The 16,606-nt window shown below is 70.6% G+C and carries 12 protein-coding genes; 11 read left to right on the top strand and 1 reads right to left on the bottom strand.

The window, feature by feature from the left end:
* Window positions 1–9: 9 nt before the first annotated feature.
* The 6 genes from AC0IZJ_RS08340 (at window position 10) to AC0IZJ_RS08315 (ending at window position 6,780) form a co-directional block, all read left to right on the top strand.
* Entirely contained in the window at window positions 10–1,401 is a 1,392-nt protein-coding gene (locus AC0IZJ_RS08340) for a caspase family protein (RefSeq protein ID WP_471848530.1), read from the top strand.
* 77 nt (window positions 1,402–1,478) lie between these two features.
* On the top strand, window positions 1,479–3,167 hold the full coding sequence (locus tag AC0IZJ_RS08335) for a hypothetical protein (protein WP_471848528.1): 1,689 nt from the start codon (window positions 1,479–1,481) through the stop codon (window positions 3,165–3,167).
* Window positions 3,167–3,946 (top strand): hypothetical protein, encoded by a 780-nt coding sequence (locus tag AC0IZJ_RS08330; protein WP_471848526.1) that lies wholly within the window; start codon window positions 3,167–3,169, stop codon window positions 3,944–3,946. The genes AC0IZJ_RS08335 and AC0IZJ_RS08330 overlap by 1 nt, the downstream gene beginning before the upstream one ends.
* Window positions 3,947–4,020: 74 nt before the next feature.
* Window positions 4,021–5,613, top strand: a complete 1,593-nt coding sequence (tagH, locus tag AC0IZJ_RS08325; protein ID WP_471848524.1) for a type VI secretion system-associated FHA domain protein TagH — start codon at window positions 4,021–4,023, stop codon at window positions 5,611–5,613.
* A 9-nt stretch (window positions 5,614–5,622) separates the two neighbouring features.
* Window positions 5,623–6,381, top strand: a complete 759-nt coding sequence (locus tag AC0IZJ_RS08320; RefSeq protein ID WP_471848522.1) for a PP2C family protein-serine/threonine phosphatase — start codon at window positions 5,623–5,625, stop codon at window positions 6,379–6,381.
* Window positions 6,382–6,459: 78 nt separating this feature from the next.
* Window positions 6,460–6,780 carry a DUF4280 domain-containing protein gene (locus AC0IZJ_RS08315; RefSeq protein WP_471849303.1) on the top strand — a complete coding sequence of 107 codons (321 nt, stop codon included), beginning with the start codon at window positions 6,460–6,462 and terminating at the stop codon, window positions 6,778–6,780.
* A gap of 94 nt (window positions 6,781–6,874) precedes the next feature.
* Here AC0IZJ_RS08315 and AC0IZJ_RS08310 read toward each other — a convergent pair whose 3' ends face one another.
* A complete protein-coding gene (locus AC0IZJ_RS08310; RefSeq protein ID WP_471848520.1) occupies window positions 6,875–7,417 on the bottom strand; it encodes an OmpA family protein in 543 nt (180 codons plus the stop codon).
* Window positions 7,418–7,684: 267 nt separating this feature from the next.
* Between AC0IZJ_RS08310 and tssK the strand changes: the two genes are divergently transcribed.
* From tssK to AC0IZJ_RS08285, 5 genes are read left to right on the top strand one after another with little or no spacing between them, the layout of a single operon-like run.
* Window positions 7,685–9,019, top strand: coding sequence for a type VI secretion system baseplate subunit TssK (tssK, locus tag AC0IZJ_RS08305; protein ID WP_471848518.1), 1,335 nt, complete (start codon window positions 7,685–7,687; stop codon window positions 9,017–9,019).
* A gap of 46 nt (window positions 9,020–9,065) precedes the next feature.
* Entirely contained in the window at window positions 9,066–10,373 is a 1,308-nt protein-coding gene (gene tssL, locus AC0IZJ_RS08300; protein WP_471848516.1) for a type VI secretion system protein TssL, long form, read from the top strand.
* A 4-nt stretch (window positions 10,374–10,377) separates the two neighbouring features.
* Window positions 10,378–13,914 carry a type VI secretion system membrane subunit TssM gene (tssM, locus tag AC0IZJ_RS08295; protein ID WP_471848514.1) on the top strand — a complete coding sequence of 1,179 codons (3,537 nt, stop codon included), beginning with the start codon at window positions 10,378–10,380 and terminating at the stop codon, window positions 13,912–13,914.
* A complete protein-coding gene (gene tagF, locus AC0IZJ_RS08290; RefSeq protein WP_471848512.1) occupies window positions 13,911–14,612 on the top strand; it encodes a type VI secretion system-associated protein TagF in 702 nt (233 codons plus the stop codon). Before tssM ends, tagF begins: the two co-directional genes overlap by 4 nt.
* Window positions 14,609–16,567 carry a protein kinase domain-containing protein gene (locus AC0IZJ_RS08285; protein WP_471848510.1) on the top strand — a complete coding sequence of 653 codons (1,959 nt, stop codon included), beginning with the start codon at window positions 14,609–14,611 and terminating at the stop codon, window positions 16,565–16,567. Before tagF ends, AC0IZJ_RS08285 begins: the two co-directional genes overlap by 4 nt.
* Window positions 16,568–16,606: the final 39 nt, after the last annotated feature.

Below are 16,606 nucleotides of genomic sequence, written 5' to 3'. Positions count from 1 at the left end.
TACCCGACCATGACCGCCAACCGCTCCGGCAAACTCCGCCGCCGTACCCTGCTTGAAACGCTGCCCGCGCTGCTGGCGGGCGCGCCGGCCTTGACGTCGATTCAGGCTTCCGCGCAGGCGCCGGGTGACACCGGCGTCCTGCCCGGGCGCCTGGCCCTGCTGGTCGGCAACCGCGATTACCCCGAGCCCGACGACCTGCCGCCCACCCACAAGAACGTGCACGACCTGCGCAGTGCGCTTGAGCAGCGCGGCTTCAGCGTCACCGATGCCCTGGACGCCGATTCCACCAAGACCCGCCTGGCCATCGAGGGCTTCGCCGCCTCGGTGAAGGCCGGCCCGCCGGATACCGTCGCCTTCTTCTACTTCACCGGCCACGGCCTGCAGCTGGATGCCCAAAGCCTGCTCGTCGGCGCCGGCACCAGCCCCAAGGCCAAGGCCGAGGTGCTCGGGCGCAGCAGCGTCAACGTCATCAAGGATGTCGTCGACCGCATGCCCGCACGCCCGGACGCGCTGACCATCTGCGTCATCGACGCCTGCCGCACCAACATCCGCGCCGCCGTGCAGGCCAGCGACGGCCTGAACCAGATCGAAGTGCCGCCCGGCTTCCTGGTCGCCTTCTCCACGGGCGCCGGCAAGCCCGCCATCGCGCCCAACTCCGACAAGTTCAGCACTTTCTACACGGCCTCCCTGGTCAAGATGCTGAACTCGGCCGACGACGAGGCCACCTGGTCGGACTTCTTCTCGGTCGTGCGGCTGGACGTGCTCAACGTCATGCGCAACCACCCGGTTGAGGCCGTGCGCGCGCTGGCCCAGGATTCCTTCATCGCCAAGGATGTGCGCCGCAGCGTGACTCTCGCCCGCCCCAGGCCCAAGGACGTTGCACCACCGGCCCCGCCGCCGCGCGCGCCGGACGACCTGGAGGACTGGGCCGCCGTCGAGAAGAGCGCCTGGCCGCAGGAAGTGTCGCAACTGGCCGACGGCTATCTGCAACGACACCCCAAGGGCCGCCGCGCCCTGGCGGCGCTGGCCGCGCGGGAAGGTGCCAAGGAAGCCAGCCAGGTGCTGCGCCGCTCCGATGTGCGCCTGTACCGCACCGCCTTCAATGCCGCGGAAGGCTCGCCCGAAGAGTTGCAGTCCGACATCCACAAGTCGGCCCGCGGCGACAAGGACGCCGCCGCCCGCGTGGCTCGCCGCTACCGCGACGGTGGCGCCCCGGGCGCGACCGGCCGCTACGAAGGCTGGCTGCAATATGCGGCCGGCCTGGGCAACGGCATCGCGGCTTACGAACTGGCCCTGTACTACCGCCGCAGCGCCCAGCCCCTGTATGCCGCGCAATTTGAATCGCGGGCGCGGGAGCTCGGCTACACGCCGCCGCCGACCCTGGACAACGTTCGCAAGTGACCGGCCCCGGTTGATCGGCAAAACCGATTGACCCAGGCCTCGCCTACATTGGCACCCCCACTGCTGCGCCGCGCGCAATGACCGACCCCCGCCCTGGCAACCTCGACCCCTCGCTGATCGCCGTCATCGAAGCCGGCTGGCCCGACATGCTGGTCAGGCTGGGCGACCGCCGCGAGGCGTTTGCGGCACGTGCCGGCGAGCAGGCGCGCCAGCAGGGCCTGCTCGACGCCAACAGCGCCGCGCGCTACCTGAACCTGTGCTTCGCGTTCGGCCCGGCTTTCGAGACGCGGCCCGAGAACGAATGGGCGCTGGCCCTGCTGGTGGACGAGCGCCTGGACAACTGGGTCAAGCTGCACCAGCTCGTGCAGGCCGGCGCCGAAGAGCTGGCCCGCCGGGGCGGCGAGGCGCAGGCCCTGCTGAACAGCGACGCGCGGCTGGTCGATGCGCTCGACAGGCTCTCTCCCGAAGACGCCAGCCCGCTGCCCCGCAAGGCCTGCGACATCGAGGCCATCGAGTTCCGCGCGCTGGACATGGACTGGCGCCGCGAATACCGCCTCGAAGGCGGCGCCTGGCAGCACCTGCCCGGGCCGCCTGCGCCACCGTCGCTGCGCGTTGACGCCAGCACGCAGCCAGCCGTGGCCCGCCTGTGCCTGCTGAGCCAGGCCGCCAGCGAAGGCCCGCAGACGCGTCTGCAGATCCGCCAGGCTGGCCACGGCCACTGCGCGCTGCCGGCACCGCACCCGCAGCTGCGCTGGCTCGGTGGCCACGGTCTGATGGCCGCCCATGGCCATGCCGCGCAAACCACCAGCCTGACGCTGGGCGCCCTGCCTCCGCCCGCCGCGCCGCCCGGCTGGGGCGCGCTGCTGCTGCAGGAGCCCTCGCCCGAGCTGACGCTGCTGGAGCTGAACACCTGCGGCCTGCGCGACCGTGGCGTGCCGCTGGCGTCCCAGCATCTGCAGCTCATGACCTGGCCGGCCCAGCAGTGGCTGCTGACCTGGCAGCGTGACCGCGTGCTTGAACGGACGTGGCCACCGCAGACCTCGGCGCCGCCGCTGCCGCCTGCTTCCCAGGGCCTGCGCCTGCGGCTCACGCGTGACGGCGCCCCACGCGCCGCGCCGAAGTGGGCGGAAGGTTTCGGGCCTGGCATCGAAGCCGCGCTGCTGGCGGGCGCCGAGAAGCTGTTCACTGCCTGGTCCGCCAGTTCGCAGTCGCCGCGCATGAGCCTGCGCGCGGGGCTGTTCAACGGCCATGCCGCCATGACCTGGGGCCTGCGCGAGCGCCCCGAAGGCCTGGTGGCCGAGCCGCTGCTGCGCGTGGCCACCGACCTCAAGCTCGGCATGACGCTGGACCTGGTGCTGAGCGGCGAGGTCGAGCAGGCCGGCGCACGCACCCAGCTCAGCCTGCGCATCTCGCTGGCCACCGAGCTGGCCCTGCAGTTCGCCCGCGAGACCGCCGAGCCGCCGCTGGCGGAGGCGCTGGCGCCGGTGCAGCAAGCCATCCGCTGCCCGGTGGCGCTGGAGTTCACGCCCATTGCCGGCGAGACCGGCCTTCTCTGGAGCGAGTTCGGACCGGCCACCGGCGCGCTGGTCGGCGCCTTCGGGCTGCGGCCCCGCCCCGAGGGCGGCGGCGCCTGGCAGTGGTTCCTGCAGCTGGCGCTGGAGCCCGTGGTCGCACCCATGGCCGTGCAGGACCCGTTGCTCGGGCGCAGCAGCCAGCACGTCGCCCTGCTCGGCTCGCTGCCACTGCTCGATTGGAGCCTGGGCTGATGGAACGCCTGCTCATCCTTCGCCTAGAGGCCCGCGGCGTGTCCGCGCAGGCTCGGCTCAACGGCTTTCCGCTGGCCGAGCTGGGCGCGGCCGGCGGCGTGCAGGCGCTGGCGGTGCATGAGTACACGTTGGCCGGCGCCAATCGCCTGGAGCTCGTCGTCGAGCCGGCCATCAACGCCGAGCCGCGCCTGGCGGAAGGGCCTCGTTTCGCCCGCGCCCAGCTGCTGCTGCCGCGCGTCGGCCAGGCCGCCAGCGACGAGCAGGCCCGCTGCCTCGCCACGCTGGACTGGGCCGTGGCGGACGGCGAGCTGTACCGGACGAACACCGTCGTGCCGCAGGCGGTAGACATCCCGGTGAAGTTCCCGCGCTGGCGCTGGCAGGACGCGCCCGCCCTGCCCGACCTGAACACCCTCGCCGCGCCTGTGCTCGCCTTTGCGCAGGAGCAGGCGGTGGCGCTGGCCCAGGGCGATCCGGAGCCCTGGATCGTCGCCGCGCGGCTGCGCTTCGAGGAGCTGGCCCTGGCCTACCAGCGCAATCCCGCGGACGACCTGGCCCGCTGGCGCGCCCGCGTGCAGCTGCTGCACGCGCAAAAGGCGCTGCGCGGCCCGCTGCCCACGGCGGCCACGCTGATGCTGCGCCCCACGGCCGACGGTCGCCTGGTCGACTGCCTCACCAAAGACGGCGCGCCGCTGCTGCAGTTCAACCGGCCCGATGGCGGCCGCGTCGCCCTGCCGATGCGCATCGCCGTGGTGGAAGGCCGGCTCTACGTGCTGCGCTGAAGCGTGGCGCTGCGAGGCTGTCGTATGCTCTTCAGCGCTCACCGTGAGCACCAGGAAACCAGGGGACCCCGCGAATGATCGTGCTGTGCGTGAGCAGCTACAACGGCGCATCGACCGAGCCGCGCGAAGCCAGCTTCGACGAACTGGGCGGCACCATCGGCCGCGCCGCCACCAACCAGCTGGTGCTGCCCGACCCTGACCGCACCATCTCGCGCGTGCATGCCCAGGTCGTGCTGCGCAACGGCGCCTTCGTCGTCATCGACCGCGGCAGCAACGCGATCAGCATCAATGGCATGCCGCTCGGCAATGGCCGCGAGGCGCCGCTCAAGCCGGGCGACAAGCTCGATATCGGCGGCTATGTGATCCAGGTGCAGAAGGGTCATCAGACCGTGGCGGTCGATCCCTTCGGCGACCTCTTCGGCAGCGCATCGCCCCGCACGCCCGCGCCTATCGCTGCACGCGCTCCAGCGCCGCCCGCCTTCATGGCGCCCCCGCCGCCGGTGCAGATGCCTGCCCCCGCAGCATCCAGCGCCATCCCCGCCGACTGGGACCCCTTCGCCCCTGAGGTGCACACCAGCGCCCCGGGGCTGGACCTGATGGTCTCCACGCCCAGCGACCCCTTCGGCCTGGGCTCGGCGCAGTCGCCGATGTCCGCCGGGCCGTCGCTGGACGACATGTTCGGGCTCGGCCCCATCGGCTCCGCACCGGCCGACCCGCTCGGCATCCTCAGCGCCGCGCCGCCGGCGAACACCGCCTCGGACGGCGACCCGATGCGCGCACTGATGCAGCCTGGCCGCGCCGCCCCGCAGATGTTGCCGGACGACACCGTCTCCGACCTCCATCTGCCCTGGCAGGCCGCCTCGATGACACCGCCGTCCGTGCCGGCACCGCCCGCGCCCTCCGGTGCGGTGCTGTCGTGGGACGACTCGATGCGCGACAACAAGGTCATCACCTTGCCGGACGTGCGTCATCTCGACGGCGAGGCCTTCGCCGCCGCTCCACCCGCGCGGCTCCCCCAGACGCCGCGGCCGGCCAGCGCTCCTGCCGGCGACACCACGGCCCTTCTGGACGCGCTGATGACCGGCCTGGGTCTGCCGACGACGCCGCTGCAAAGCCTCACGCCGGCGACGATGCAGCTCGTCGGCGAGCTGCTCCGCGAGTCCACGCGCGGCGCCGTCGAACTGCTGCGCGCGCGCGCCGCGCTCAAGCAGGAAGTGCGCGCCGAGGTGACGATGATCGTCACGCAGGGCAACAACCCGCTCAAGTTCTCGCCCAACGTCGATACGGCCCTCAACCATCTGCTCGGGCCGACTGCGCCCGGTTTCATGACGCCGGCCCGCGCGATGCGCGACGCCTTCGACGACCTGCGCGCCCATGAAATCGGCGTCATGGCCGGCATGCGCGCGGCGCTGGACGGCGTGCTGGCCCGCTTCGACCCGCAGACGCTGGACAACACCATCACCAAGCGCGGCGCACTCGCCTCGCTGCTGCCCGGCTCGCGCAAGGCGCAGCTCTGGGAGCAGTTTCAGCAGCTCTATACCCAGCTCTCGCGCGAGGCGGCGGACGACTTCCACACCCTGTTCGGCAAGGCTTTCCTGAAAGCCTACGAAGCCCAGCTGATCGCGCTGGACGCCGAGCCGGGCCCCGCGCCCTCACCCCGTCGCTGAGGCCTCACGATGCTGGCCATGGAAGTCGCCATCCTGTCCGAACCCGGCGGGCGCAAGTACAACGAGGACGCCTGCGGCCACTGGCATTCCGCCCGCCACCTCTGCTGCGTGCTGGCCGACGGCGCCGGCGGCCATGGCGGCGGCGATGTCGCGTCGCGGTTGGCGGTGCAGAACCTGCTCGCAGCCGTGCAGGCCCACCCGAACGACTGCGGCAGCCAGCTCCCCGAGCTCGTTCGCCAGACCAACCAGACCATCCTGGATCGCCGCGAGCCCGGCACCCGGCTGGCCGACATGCACAGCACCGTGGTCTGCCTGGTGGTGGACTTCATGGAGCACCGGGCCTACTGGTCCCATGCCGGCGACTCGCGCCTGTACTGGTTCCGCAACCGCCGGCTGCACAGCCGCACGCTGGACCACAGCCTGGTGCAGGGGCTGGTGGAAGTGGGCCTGCTGGAAGCGGGCGAGCTACGCCACCACCCCAAGCGCAGCGAACTGCGCTCGGCTCTGGGCGCCCGGCCTGATGAACTCGACGTCAGCACCCTCCCCAACCCTGCCGAAGTGGCGGCGGGCGACTGCTTCCTGCTGTGCAGCGATGGCTTGTGGGAGAACCTCGACGACCGCGACCTCGATGCCACACTGGCCAGCGCCCCCACGCCGCGCGCCTGGCTGGATGAACTGCGCCGGCGGGTCACGGTGGCCACGCAAGGCAAACCCGGCTACGACAACTTCAGCGCGATGGCGCTGTGGCTGAGTCAACCCAATTTCTGAGCGGAGGCTGCGATGCCACTTCAATGCTGCATGGGCGCAATGATGACTTGCAGCATGGGCGCTGCACCGAGTTCGTTGATCCCCACGCCCAAGCCGATCATGACCAACAACATGGTGGCGGCGAACATCATGGATCACATCCCGATGGCCAACATCCCGCCCTTCGGCGTGTGCAAGAGCCCGGCCAACCCGACGGTGGCCGCGGCAACCGCTGCCGCCATGGGCGTGCTGACACCCATGCCCTGCGTCCCCGCCACGCCGGCGCCGTGGGTCACTGGAACGCCCAATGTGCTGGTGGCCAACTTTCCGGCGCTGGACAACACCCACAAGCTGATCTGCATCTGGGGCGGCGTCATCCAATTCAGCAACGCCGGCCAGACCAACCATCTGATCCCCTGAAATACAAGCTTTGCTCGAGAGGCTTGGGTTGTCCAACTAGCGGAAACGACAACGCCGCCCGAAGGCGGCGTTGCAGCAGGCCGGCTGGCCAGGATCAGGGAGGTGCCTGGCGGCCGATCTCGACGCGGCGGTTCTCGGCGGCGAAGGGGTCGCCCTTGACCTTGGGCGCCGTCGCGCCAAGACCGACGGCCGTCAGCATGCCGTCTTCGGCGCCCTTGGCCACCAGATAGCGCTTGACCTCTTCAGCGCGCTTTTGCGACAGGGCCTGGTTGCCTTCGTTGGCACCCGAGGCGTCGGCATGGCCTTCGATGCGCACCGTCTTGCCGCTGCCGCGCTTGCTGGCGAGGGCTTCGGCAAACACGTCGAGCTGCTTGCGCAGGCCGTCGGGGATGTCGGACGAGCCGACCTTGAAGGCCAGCGCAGGCAGCGAGAAACGCACAGCGGGCTTGAAACCCATGCACTTGAAGCCTGCGGCGACGAGCTGCTCGCAGGCGTCTTCGGGGAACAGGCCTTCCTTGACGGCACCGACGCTCGGCAGGCCATTGCCGACTTCAACGGTCTCTTGCGCCTGGAGGGCAGCACCGGACAGAAGACCAGCGGCCAGGATGAACAGAGGCAGGGGACGGCGAACAAACATGGCGAACTCCCGATCAAACACGGCCGGCTACCACAGAATCGGGCAACCCAACCACAGCGCAGCCGCAATGGATAGCGACGCGCGTGCACAAATCATAGCCCTCGCCGCGTTCCGGCGACACCCTCAAATGTGCGTATCCGGGATCGGCCCTCTGTCGCGACGACACGGGCGCCGTGTATCGTTCGCGCCAAACGCCTACCGTCACGGTGAGCTGCATTCATTGAACCGCCCGCCAGTTTCCGAGCGCCAGCCTTTGCATTCAACAACATGACCCGGCATAACAGAGTGATGTGGACGGAGGGCATGTTCCTGCAGCCCCAGCATTTCCAGCAGCAGGAACGTTACTTTTCACGTCAACTGGATGCCCGGCTGGCCAACACAAGCCTGCATCCCGAGGGCTTCGCGACGCTGCTGATCGACCAGCCGGCCTTGCTCCAGGGTCAATTGGCTCTGACGAGCGCTACCGGGGTCATGCGCGACGGTCTCGCGTTTGCGATGCCGGATGACGAGCCCGCCCCCCCAGCGCTGGACATACCCGCCGATACTCGCGACGAGCTCGTTCTGCTGGCCATCGCCCGGTCCGAGCCGGGCGTCGTCGAAAGCGATGTCGAAGGCGAGCAGGCCGGCATGCCGCCGCGCTACCGGGCGCTGGAGCTGCCGGTGGCCGATGGCCACGCCCGCAAGCTGAGCGAGGCGCCGATCCAGATCGGCCGGCTCAACCTGCGGCTGGTGCTGGAAAGCCGCGCCGGCAACGGTTTCGTGGGCCTGGGCGTGGCGCGCATCGTCGAGCGCCGCGCGGATGGCCGCGTCGTGCTGGACACGCGCTACATCCCGCCGATGCTGCAGGTCAGCGAGCAGGTCGTGCTGGAGGGCTGGCTGCGCGAGGTGCTGGGCATGCTGCACCAGCGCGGCGAGGCACTGGCCGCGCGGCTGGCCCAGCCGGGCCGGGCGGGCGTCGGCGAGATCGCCGACTTCCTGCTGCTGCAGACCGTCAACCGCCACGAGCCGCTGTTCGACCATGCCCGCCAGTTGCGCCCGCTGCACCCGGAACGGCTGTATGCGATGTGCCTGACGCTGGCCGGCGAGCTGGCCTGCTTTCGCGACAAGCGCCGCCCGCCGAGCTTCCCGGCCTATGCCCACCACGACCTGGCGAGCTGCTTCGAGCCGCTGCTGGCCGACATCCGCCAGTCGCTGTCCATGGTCATGGAGCAGTCGGCCATCCCCATCGAGCTGCAGGACCGCAAGTACGGCGTGCGCGTCGCCATCATTGCCGACGCGGAGCTGCGCCGCAGTGCCAGCTTCGTGCTGGCGGTCAATGCGCAGATGCCGGGTGACGCGGTGCGCGCGCGCTTCCCGACGCAGGTCAAGATCGGCCCGGCCGAGAAGATCCGCGATCTGGTGAACCTGCAGCTGCCGGGCGTCACGCTGCGGCCGATGCCGGTGGCGCCGCGGCAGATCCCTTACCACGCCGGTTTCAACTACTTCGAGCTGGAGACCCGCGGCAACGAGATGTGGAAGCAGCTCGAAAACTCCGGCGGCCTGGCGATGCACATCGCCGGCGAGTTTCCCGGGCTCGAACTCGAGCTCTGGGCGATCCGTTGATCCGTCGCCCTGACCAACCCTCTGCTGCCTTGAAGGCCACCGGCAAATGAACGAGAACGACCCCTTCTCGGCGTTCGAGCAGGACCGCACCATCATCAAGCCCGGCGCCGGGCGTGCAGCGCCGCCGACGACGACGCAGACCCAGGCTCCCACGCCGGCCGCTGCAGCGGTAGCAGCGCTGCCCGATGATCTGCCGCTGCCCCAAGGCCTGAACCCACTGCTACAGCTCGCCGGCCCGCTACTGTCGACCGCCAGCCAGTTGCGCGCCATGCCGCAGCATCCCAACCCCTCGGGGCTGCGCGCGGCGCTGATCGAGTCGGTGAAGCGCTTCGAGCGTCAGGCGCAGGCCCGCGGGCTGCCACAGGAGCATGTGATGGCCTCGCGCTACATCCTGTGCAGCTTCATCGATGAATGTGCCTCCAGCACGCCCTGGGGCGGCTCGGGCGCTTGGTCGAGCCAGAGCCTGCTGGTGCATTTTCACAACGAGAGCTGGGGCGGCGAGAAGGTCTTCCAGCTGCTCGGCAAGCTGGCCGAGAACGTCGCCGCCCAGCGCCCGCTGCTGGAGCTGCTGCAGGTGGTGCTGGCCCTGGGCTTCGAGGGCCGCTACCGCGTGCTCGACAACGGCAAGGCGCAGCTCGACAGCGTCAGTGAGCGCCTGGCCAGCCTGCTGCGCGAGCAGGCCGGGCCGCCGCTGCGCGAGCTGTCGCCGCAGTGGCGCGGTGTCGCCCTGCGCCAGGCCAAGCTCGCCGACGGTCTGCCGCTGTGGGTGCTGGCCGCGCTGGCGGGCGGCCTGCTGCTGCTGGTGTTCATCGCGCTGCGGCTGTCGCTGCATGCCCGCACCGATGCCACCTTCGACGCGCTGCAGGCCATGGATGTGCGTGCCGCCACGCAGCTCACGCCACCTCCCCCGCCACCCGCAGCCGCACCGCGCCTGGCCGCGCTGCTTCAGGCGGCAATCGCACGCGGCGCCCTGCAGGTGCAGGACCTGGCTGACAAGTCCATCGTCACCATCGCCGGCGACGGCTTCTTCGAGCCCGGCAGCGCCGAGGTTGCCAGTGCGGTGAAGCCGCTGCTGGCCGAGATCGCGGCGGCGCTGGTGCAACTGCCGGGGCCGGTCACGGTCACGGGGCACACAGACAACCAGCCGATCCGCTCGCTGCGCTTCCCGTCCAACTTCGACCTGTCGCGCGAGCGCGCCGAGGCCGTGCGGCAGCTGTTGCTGCCCACGCTGACCGGGCAGCGCCTGCGCGCCGAGGGTGTGGCGGACAGCCGCCCCGTCGCCGACAACGCCACGCCGGCCGGTCGCGCACGCAACCGCCGCGTCGAAATCACGCTGGCCGTCCAAGGCAATTGACGTCATGAATCGAATCGTCTCCAAGCTGCTCAGCCCCGTGGTGCTGGGCACGTTGGCCGTGCTGGTGTTGTCGGCCCTGGTGTGGTGGGTCGGCCCGCTGATCGGCATCGGCGACAGCCGCCCGCTGGACTCGACCTGGGTGCGCGTGCTGGTGCTGGCGCTGCTGTGGCTGGGCTGGATCGCGCGCCTCATCTGGAAGGCGTGGCGGCGCAAGCGCACGAACGCCGCGCTGATCCAGGGCATGAGCGGCGGCGCGGCGGCGGGCGACCGTGAAGCCCAGGTGCTGGCCGAGCGCTTCGCCGAAGCGATGACGCGGCTGAAGGGTGCGTCGGGCCGCTCGCTGCTGCAGCCCGGCGCCTACCTCTACGAGCTGCCCTGGTACATGTTCATCGGTGCGCCGGGCTCGGGCAAGACGACGGCGCTGATGAACGCCGGCCTGCAGTTCCTGCTCGGCGACGGCAAGCAGGGCGCAGAGCTGCGCGGCGTCGGCGGCACGCGCAACTGCGACTGGTGGTTCACGAGCGAGGCGGTGCTGATCGACACCGCCGGTCGCTACACGCTGCAGGAGTCCGACGAGAAGGTCGACGCCCAGGCCTGGGACAGCTTCCTCGGCCTGCTGAAGAAGACACGCCCGCGCCAGCCCATCAACGGCGTGCTGCTGACCGTCAACGTGCAGGACCTGCTGCAACAGGGCGCGCCCGAACGCGCCCAGCACGCCGCCAAGCTGCGCGAGCGCCTGCACGAGCTGCAGACCAAGTTGGGCGTGCGCGCGCCGGTCTATGTGCTGGTCACCAAGGTCGACCTGATCGCCGGCTTCAACGAGAACTTCGCCGACCTGCCCAAGGAAGAACGCGACCAGGTCTGGGGCTTCACGCTGCCTTGGCAGGACGGCGCCACGGCCGATGTGACCGCCGCCTTCGACACCGGCTATGCGGGGCTGGAGCAGCGCCTGGGCGAGCGCATGCCCGAACGCATGCTCGCCACACGTGACCCGCAGCGGCGCGCGGCGGCCTTCGGCTTCCACCAGGAATTCGCCGCGCTGCGCGGCCCACTGCGCGAGTTCCTGGCCACCGTGTTCGCCTCGGGCGGAAGCCTGCAGGCCACGCCGCCGGTGCGCGGCGTCTACTTCACCAGCGGCACGCAGGAAGGCACGCCCATCGACCGCGTGATGGGCGCGCTCGGCCGCAGCTTCGGCCTGACGCGCCGCGCATCCGCCAGCCTGGCCGGCCAGGGGCGCAGCTATTTCCTGCTGCAGCTGCTGCACGACCTCGTCTTCGTCGAGCGCGGCCTGGGTGTCTGGAACGCCGGCGCCGAGCGCCGCCGCCAGCTGCTGTACTGGTCGGGTGCCGGCGCGCTGGCCGCGCTGTCGGTGGCGCTGCTGGTCGGCTGGTCCGTCAGCTACACGCGCAACCAGCACTACGCCGACGATGTCGCCACCAACCTGCCCAAGGTCCAGCAGGCGCTGGCCGCCGTGCCACCGGCACCGCAGGGCGATGTGACGGTGGCGCTGGCCGCCCTCACCCAGGCCCGCGCCGCCGCAGCGCCTGATGGATTTGAGGTGGCACAGCCGCCCGCGCTGGCGACCTTCGGCCTCTACCAGGGCAACAAGCTCGACGCCGGTGCCCGCCTGGGCTACGAACGCGCCCTGCCGCATGCGATGGCACCGCGCATCGCCGCGCGCCTGCACGAGCGCCTGCGCGCCGCCAGCAAGGACAACCTCGAGAACGCCTACGAGGCGCTCAAGTCCTACCTGATGCTGTACTCGCCGAATCACTTCGACGCCGACGGCCTGCGCGCCTGGATCGGCAGCGATTGGGACCAGCAGTACGCGCGCAGCCTGACCGCCGAGCAGCGCCAGCAACTGGATGCCCACCTCGACGCGCTGTTGGCGCTCGGCGCGCCGCCGGCCATTGCACCGATGGACCAGACGCTGGTCGGCAGCGTGCGCGAGATGTTGGTGGCCTACCCGCTCGAGTACCGCGTGTTCAGCCGCCTGAAGCGCCAGAGCCGTGGCGGCGATGCACCCGAGTTCTCGGTGGCCTCTGCCGCCGGGCCCGATGCGGCCAAGGTCTTCACCCGCGCCAGCGGCGAGCCGCTGACGCGCGGCATCCCGGGCCTGTACACGCGTGACGGCTACCGGCGCAGCTTCCAGTCCTCGCTCGCCCTGGTGGCCGGCAAGCTGGCCAGCGAGGAGAGCTGGGTCCTGGGCGTGCCGGCCGACCCGCTGCGCCAGAAGGATGCGCTGCTGGGCGACCAGCTCAACAACCGCGTGCGCCGTCTCTTTCTGGAGGAGTACATCAAGGTCTGGGACAAGTACCTCGCCGACGTCAAGCTGGTGCCGCTGGGCGGGCTGGCGGGCAGCATCGAGGCCTCGCGCCTGCTCGCCTCGCCCGACTCGCCGCTGACCAAGCTGACCCGGCGCGTGGCCGAGGAAACCACGCTGGTGCCGGCCCCGGCGGCCACCACCGGCCTGGCAGGCGCGGCCGCAGCGCTCAACGACAAGGTGAACCAGGCCAAGGCCGACGCGGCGCGGCTGTCCGATGGCGGCGCAGCACCCGCTGCTGCAGGCGGCGTGGCGGTGGAGCAGATGGTGGACGACCACTTCGCCAACTACCGACGCCTCGTCACCGGCTCGCCCGCTCCCATCGACGACACGCGCAAGCTCTTCGAGGAGCTGAACCTGCAGCTCGTGGCCATTGACGCTGCGCAGAAAAGCAAGGCGCCTCCTCCGGCCGGTGGTGGCGGCGGCGCCAAGCTCAAGGCGGCCGCGGGCCAGCAGCCCGAGCTGATCCGCGGCGTGCTGGAGACGCTGGCCGATGCCGGTGAACGCCAGGGCCGCAACGCAGAGCGCGACCTGCTGACAGCCGAGCTGCGGCCCATCACCGAGTTCTGCCAGCGCGCCATTGCCAACCGCTACCCCTTCGCGCCCAACTCGCGCGCGGACGTGCTGCCCGAGGACTTCGGCCAGCTGTTCGGCAACGGCGGCATGCTGGACGAGTTCTTCCAGCGCCGCCTGCAGCCGCTGGTGGACACCGGTACGGCGACCTGGAGCTACAAGCCGCTGCCCGACGGCACGCGTCCGCCAGCGTCTGCTGCGCTGGTCGAGTTTCAGCGCGCGGCGCGCATCCGCGAGGTGTTCTTCCGCAGCGGCGGCAAGGCGGCGGGCTTCCGCGTCGACATCCGCCCCGGTGAGCTTGCAGACGGCCTCAAGGACTTGAGCCTGGACATCGACGGCCAGCACACGGTCTTCACGCCCGGCGGCGCGGGCACCACGGTCACCTGGCCGAGCACGCGCGTGGCTTCGCAGATCAAGCTGAACACGACGCCCGCACTGGCCGCGCCGCTGGTGTTCGAAGGCCCGTGGGCCCTGTTCCGCCTGTTCGAGCGCTTCGAGGTGCAGCCCGGCGCCCAGCCCGAGAAATTCAGCGTGCTGCTCAACCTGGAGGGCCGCCGCGCCCGCCTGGACGTGACGGCGGCGAGCGTCTTCAACCCCTTCCGGCTGCGCGAGATCTCGCAGTTCCGCTGCCCGGGGGCGATGTGAGCGGCGTCATCCCCGGTTGGCACGGCAAGCTGCCCAGCCTGGGCGACTTTGCCGCCCGCCGGCTGGAGCCCGACTTCATCGCCCTCTGGGACGGCTGGCTGGCTGCCGGCCTGGCCGGCCTGCAGCAGCAGGCGCCCGACAGCTGGCTGCAGCACTACCTGGCATGCCCGACCTGGCGCTTCGTGCTGATGCCAGGGCTGCTGCCCGCGCCGTTCGGCCACCAGGCCTATGCCGGCGTGCTGATGCCCTCGGTGGACCGCATCGGCCGCTACTTTCCACTCACGCTGATCGCGCCGCTGGTCGAGGCGCCGCGCACGTATATCGAGCTGCGCACCTTGCTGAGCTGGCTGCACGACCTCGATGACCTCGCCGCCGACGCATTGCAGGACGACTGGCCCATCGACCGGCTTGAGGCCGAGCTGGCGCAATGCCCCCGCCCGGGCTGGGATGTGCCGAGCGCCCTGACCCAACTTCTGCCCACCGCCATGGCGATGTCCACCCATGCGGCGGCCGGCGCCGAAGCCGTCGTCGCCTTGATCGCCGACGGGCAGGCCCAGGCCTGGCGCAACGCCGCGGCCGGGCATGCTTTCTGGTGGGCCGATGGCGAGTCCGGCGAACGACGCCTGCTGACCACCCGCGGCCTGCCTCCAACCGACGACCTGCGGCTGCTGTTCGGCGCCGCGCCCGCCCGCTCATGACCGCCTCCGACGACGATCTGCCGACGCAGATCCAGCCCAGCCCCGCGCCCTTCGAGAAGACGCAGCGAGCCGCCGCACCAGCGCCCGCACCCGTCCCCGTGCCCGCCGCCAGCAGCGCCGCGGCCCTGGGCGACGGCAACTCCCTGCCCATCGGCACCCGGCTGGCGGAGTTCGAGCTGACCCGCATGCTGGGCGAAGGCGGTTTCGGCATCGTCTACCTTGCCATGGACCACTCCCTGCAGCGCAAGGTCGCGCTGAAGGAGTACATGCCGTCGCAGCTGGCCTCGCGCGGCACGGGTACCAACGTCAGCGTCAAGGCCGAGCGCTACCGCGACACCTTCGAGGCGGGTCTGAAGAGCTTCATCAACGAAGCCCGCCTGCTGGCCCAGTTCGACCACCCGGCCCTGGTCAAGGTCTACCGCTTCTGGGAGGCCAACGGCACGGCCTACATGGTCATGCCGTTCTACGAGGGTCTCACCCTCAAGGACACGCTGAAGACCCTGCCCGGCCCGCCCGACGAGGCCTGGCTGCGCGGCCTGCTGAGCCCGCTGTCCGAAGCGCTGAAGGTCATCCACACGGAGCAGTGCTTCCACCGCGACATCGCGCCCGACAACATCATCCTGCTCGGCGGGCACACGCGGCCGCTGTTGCTGGACTTCGGCGCCGCCCGCCGCGTCATCAGCGACATGACGCAGGCGCTGACAGTCATCCTCAAGCCCGGCTATGCGCCGCTGGAGCAGTACGCCGAAGTACCGCACATGAAGCAGGGGCCGTGGACCGACATCTACGCGCTTGCGGCCGTCGTCTACTTCGCCATCACACGCCGCACGCCGCCGCCGTCGGTGGGCCGCATGATGGGCGACACCTATGTGCCGCTGCGGCAGGTGGCAGCGGGGAAGTACAGCGAAAGTTTCCTGCACGCCATCGACCGTGCGCTGTCGGTCAGGCCAGAAGACCGGCCGCAGAGCGTCGCGCAGCTGATTGCGGAGCTGGATCAGCCGCTCCCAGCCACGGCGCCCATGCTGCCGGATGACTTCGGGCTGGACGACGACAGGACCATCATCCGGCCGGTCCGCGCCGGCACCCCGGCGCTACCGCCGTCGCCCGCGTTTGCGCCGGCATTCCCGCCTGCTGCGCCGCCAGCGCTCGCGCCCAGTGTTGTACCGAGCGTTGCGGCCAGCGCTGCGCCCGCATCCATTTCCGCGACAGCCCCGGCACGCGCCTCGTCCCGCACGCCGCTGTTCGTTGGCGCCGGGGCGCTGGGCCTTGTGGCGCTGGGCGTGGTGGCCTATCTGTCACTGACGTCAACACCGCCCAAGCGAAGCGTGCCCGAGGCGACTCCGCCTGTGGTCGCCTCGCCGCCAGCGCCGGCACCCACCGCTGCTGAAACCACTCTCACGACGCCCGCGCCGACATCACCTGCACCAGCAGCGACCAGCATCGACCCTGGCGCAGATTTCGAGCGCATCCTGGCTGGCCAGAGCGCCGGCTTCAAGGTCGATGTCGCCGCGAAGAAGACGCGGCTGCGCATCGGCCACGACCGACTGTCGTTCACCGTCCGCTCCGAACGCGACGGCTACTACCACGTCCTCGCCCTGGGCCCGGACGGCACGCTGGTCCAGCTGATGCCCAACGCCATGCTGAAGCAGCACCGCATCAAGGCCGGCGAGACCGTGACGCTGCCCGGCCCGGCCATGCCGATGGACGTCAGCGAACCTGCCGGCGCCGAGCAGTTGCTGGTGATCGTGTCCGCGACGCCACGCAGCCTGGCCGGGTTGACCATTGGCATCGACAGCGGCCTGACCGAACTGGCAGTCGGTGCCAAAGCTGCCGGCATGCTCGGTGACCAGGCCGGTCGGCAGCCCGCGTATCTGGGCAAACCTGTCTGCCCAGCCAGCGGCGACTGCGGTCAGGACTACGGTGCGGCCAAGCTGGTCTTCGACATCGTGCCTTGAGCACTTCGTCAGCAAGGCACGGACGCGAAAAAGCCCGCT

The sequence above is a fragment of the Roseateles sp. AC306 genome (genome assembly GCF_979253795.1).
This window is presented reverse-complemented; position numbering and strand designations above follow the sequence as displayed.

What these genes read in the sequence shown, in the direction of transcription:
- AC0IZJ_RS08285 (WP_471848510.1), top strand. Translation starts at nt 14,609, where the DNA reads ATGACCGCCTCCGACGACGATCTGCCGACGCAGATCCAGCCCAGCCCC.
- AC0IZJ_RS08335 (WP_471848528.1), top strand. Translation starts at nt 1,479, where the DNA reads ATGACCGACCCCCGCCCTGGCAACCTCGACCCCTCGCTGATCGCCGTC.
- AC0IZJ_RS08310 (WP_471848520.1), bottom strand. Translation starts at nt 7,417, where the DNA reads ATGTTTGTTCGCCGTCCCCTGCCTCTGTTCATCCTGGCCGCTGGTCTT.
- tssK (WP_471848518.1), top strand. Translation starts at nt 7,685, where the DNA reads ATGACCCGGCATAACAGAGTGATGTGGACGGAGGGCATGTTCCTGCAG.
- AC0IZJ_RS08320 (WP_471848522.1), top strand. Translation starts at nt 5,623, where the DNA reads ATGCTGGCCATGGAAGTCGCCATCCTGTCCGAACCCGGCGGGCGCAAG.
- tssM (WP_471848514.1), top strand. Translation starts at nt 10,378, where the DNA reads ATGAATCGAATCGTCTCCAAGCTGCTCAGCCCCGTGGTGCTGGGCACG.
- tssL (WP_471848516.1), top strand. Translation starts at nt 9,066, where the DNA reads ATGAACGAGAACGACCCCTTCTCGGCGTTCGAGCAGGACCGCACCATC.
- AC0IZJ_RS08340 (WP_471848530.1), top strand. Translation starts at nt 10, where the DNA reads ATGACCGCCAACCGCTCCGGCAAACTCCGCCGCCGTACCCTGCTTGAA.
- AC0IZJ_RS08330 (WP_471848526.1), top strand. Translation starts at nt 3,167, where the DNA reads ATGGAACGCCTGCTCATCCTTCGCCTAGAGGCCCGCGGCGTGTCCGCG.
- tagH (WP_471848524.1), top strand. Translation starts at nt 4,021, where the DNA reads ATGATCGTGCTGTGCGTGAGCAGCTACAACGGCGCATCGACCGAGCCG.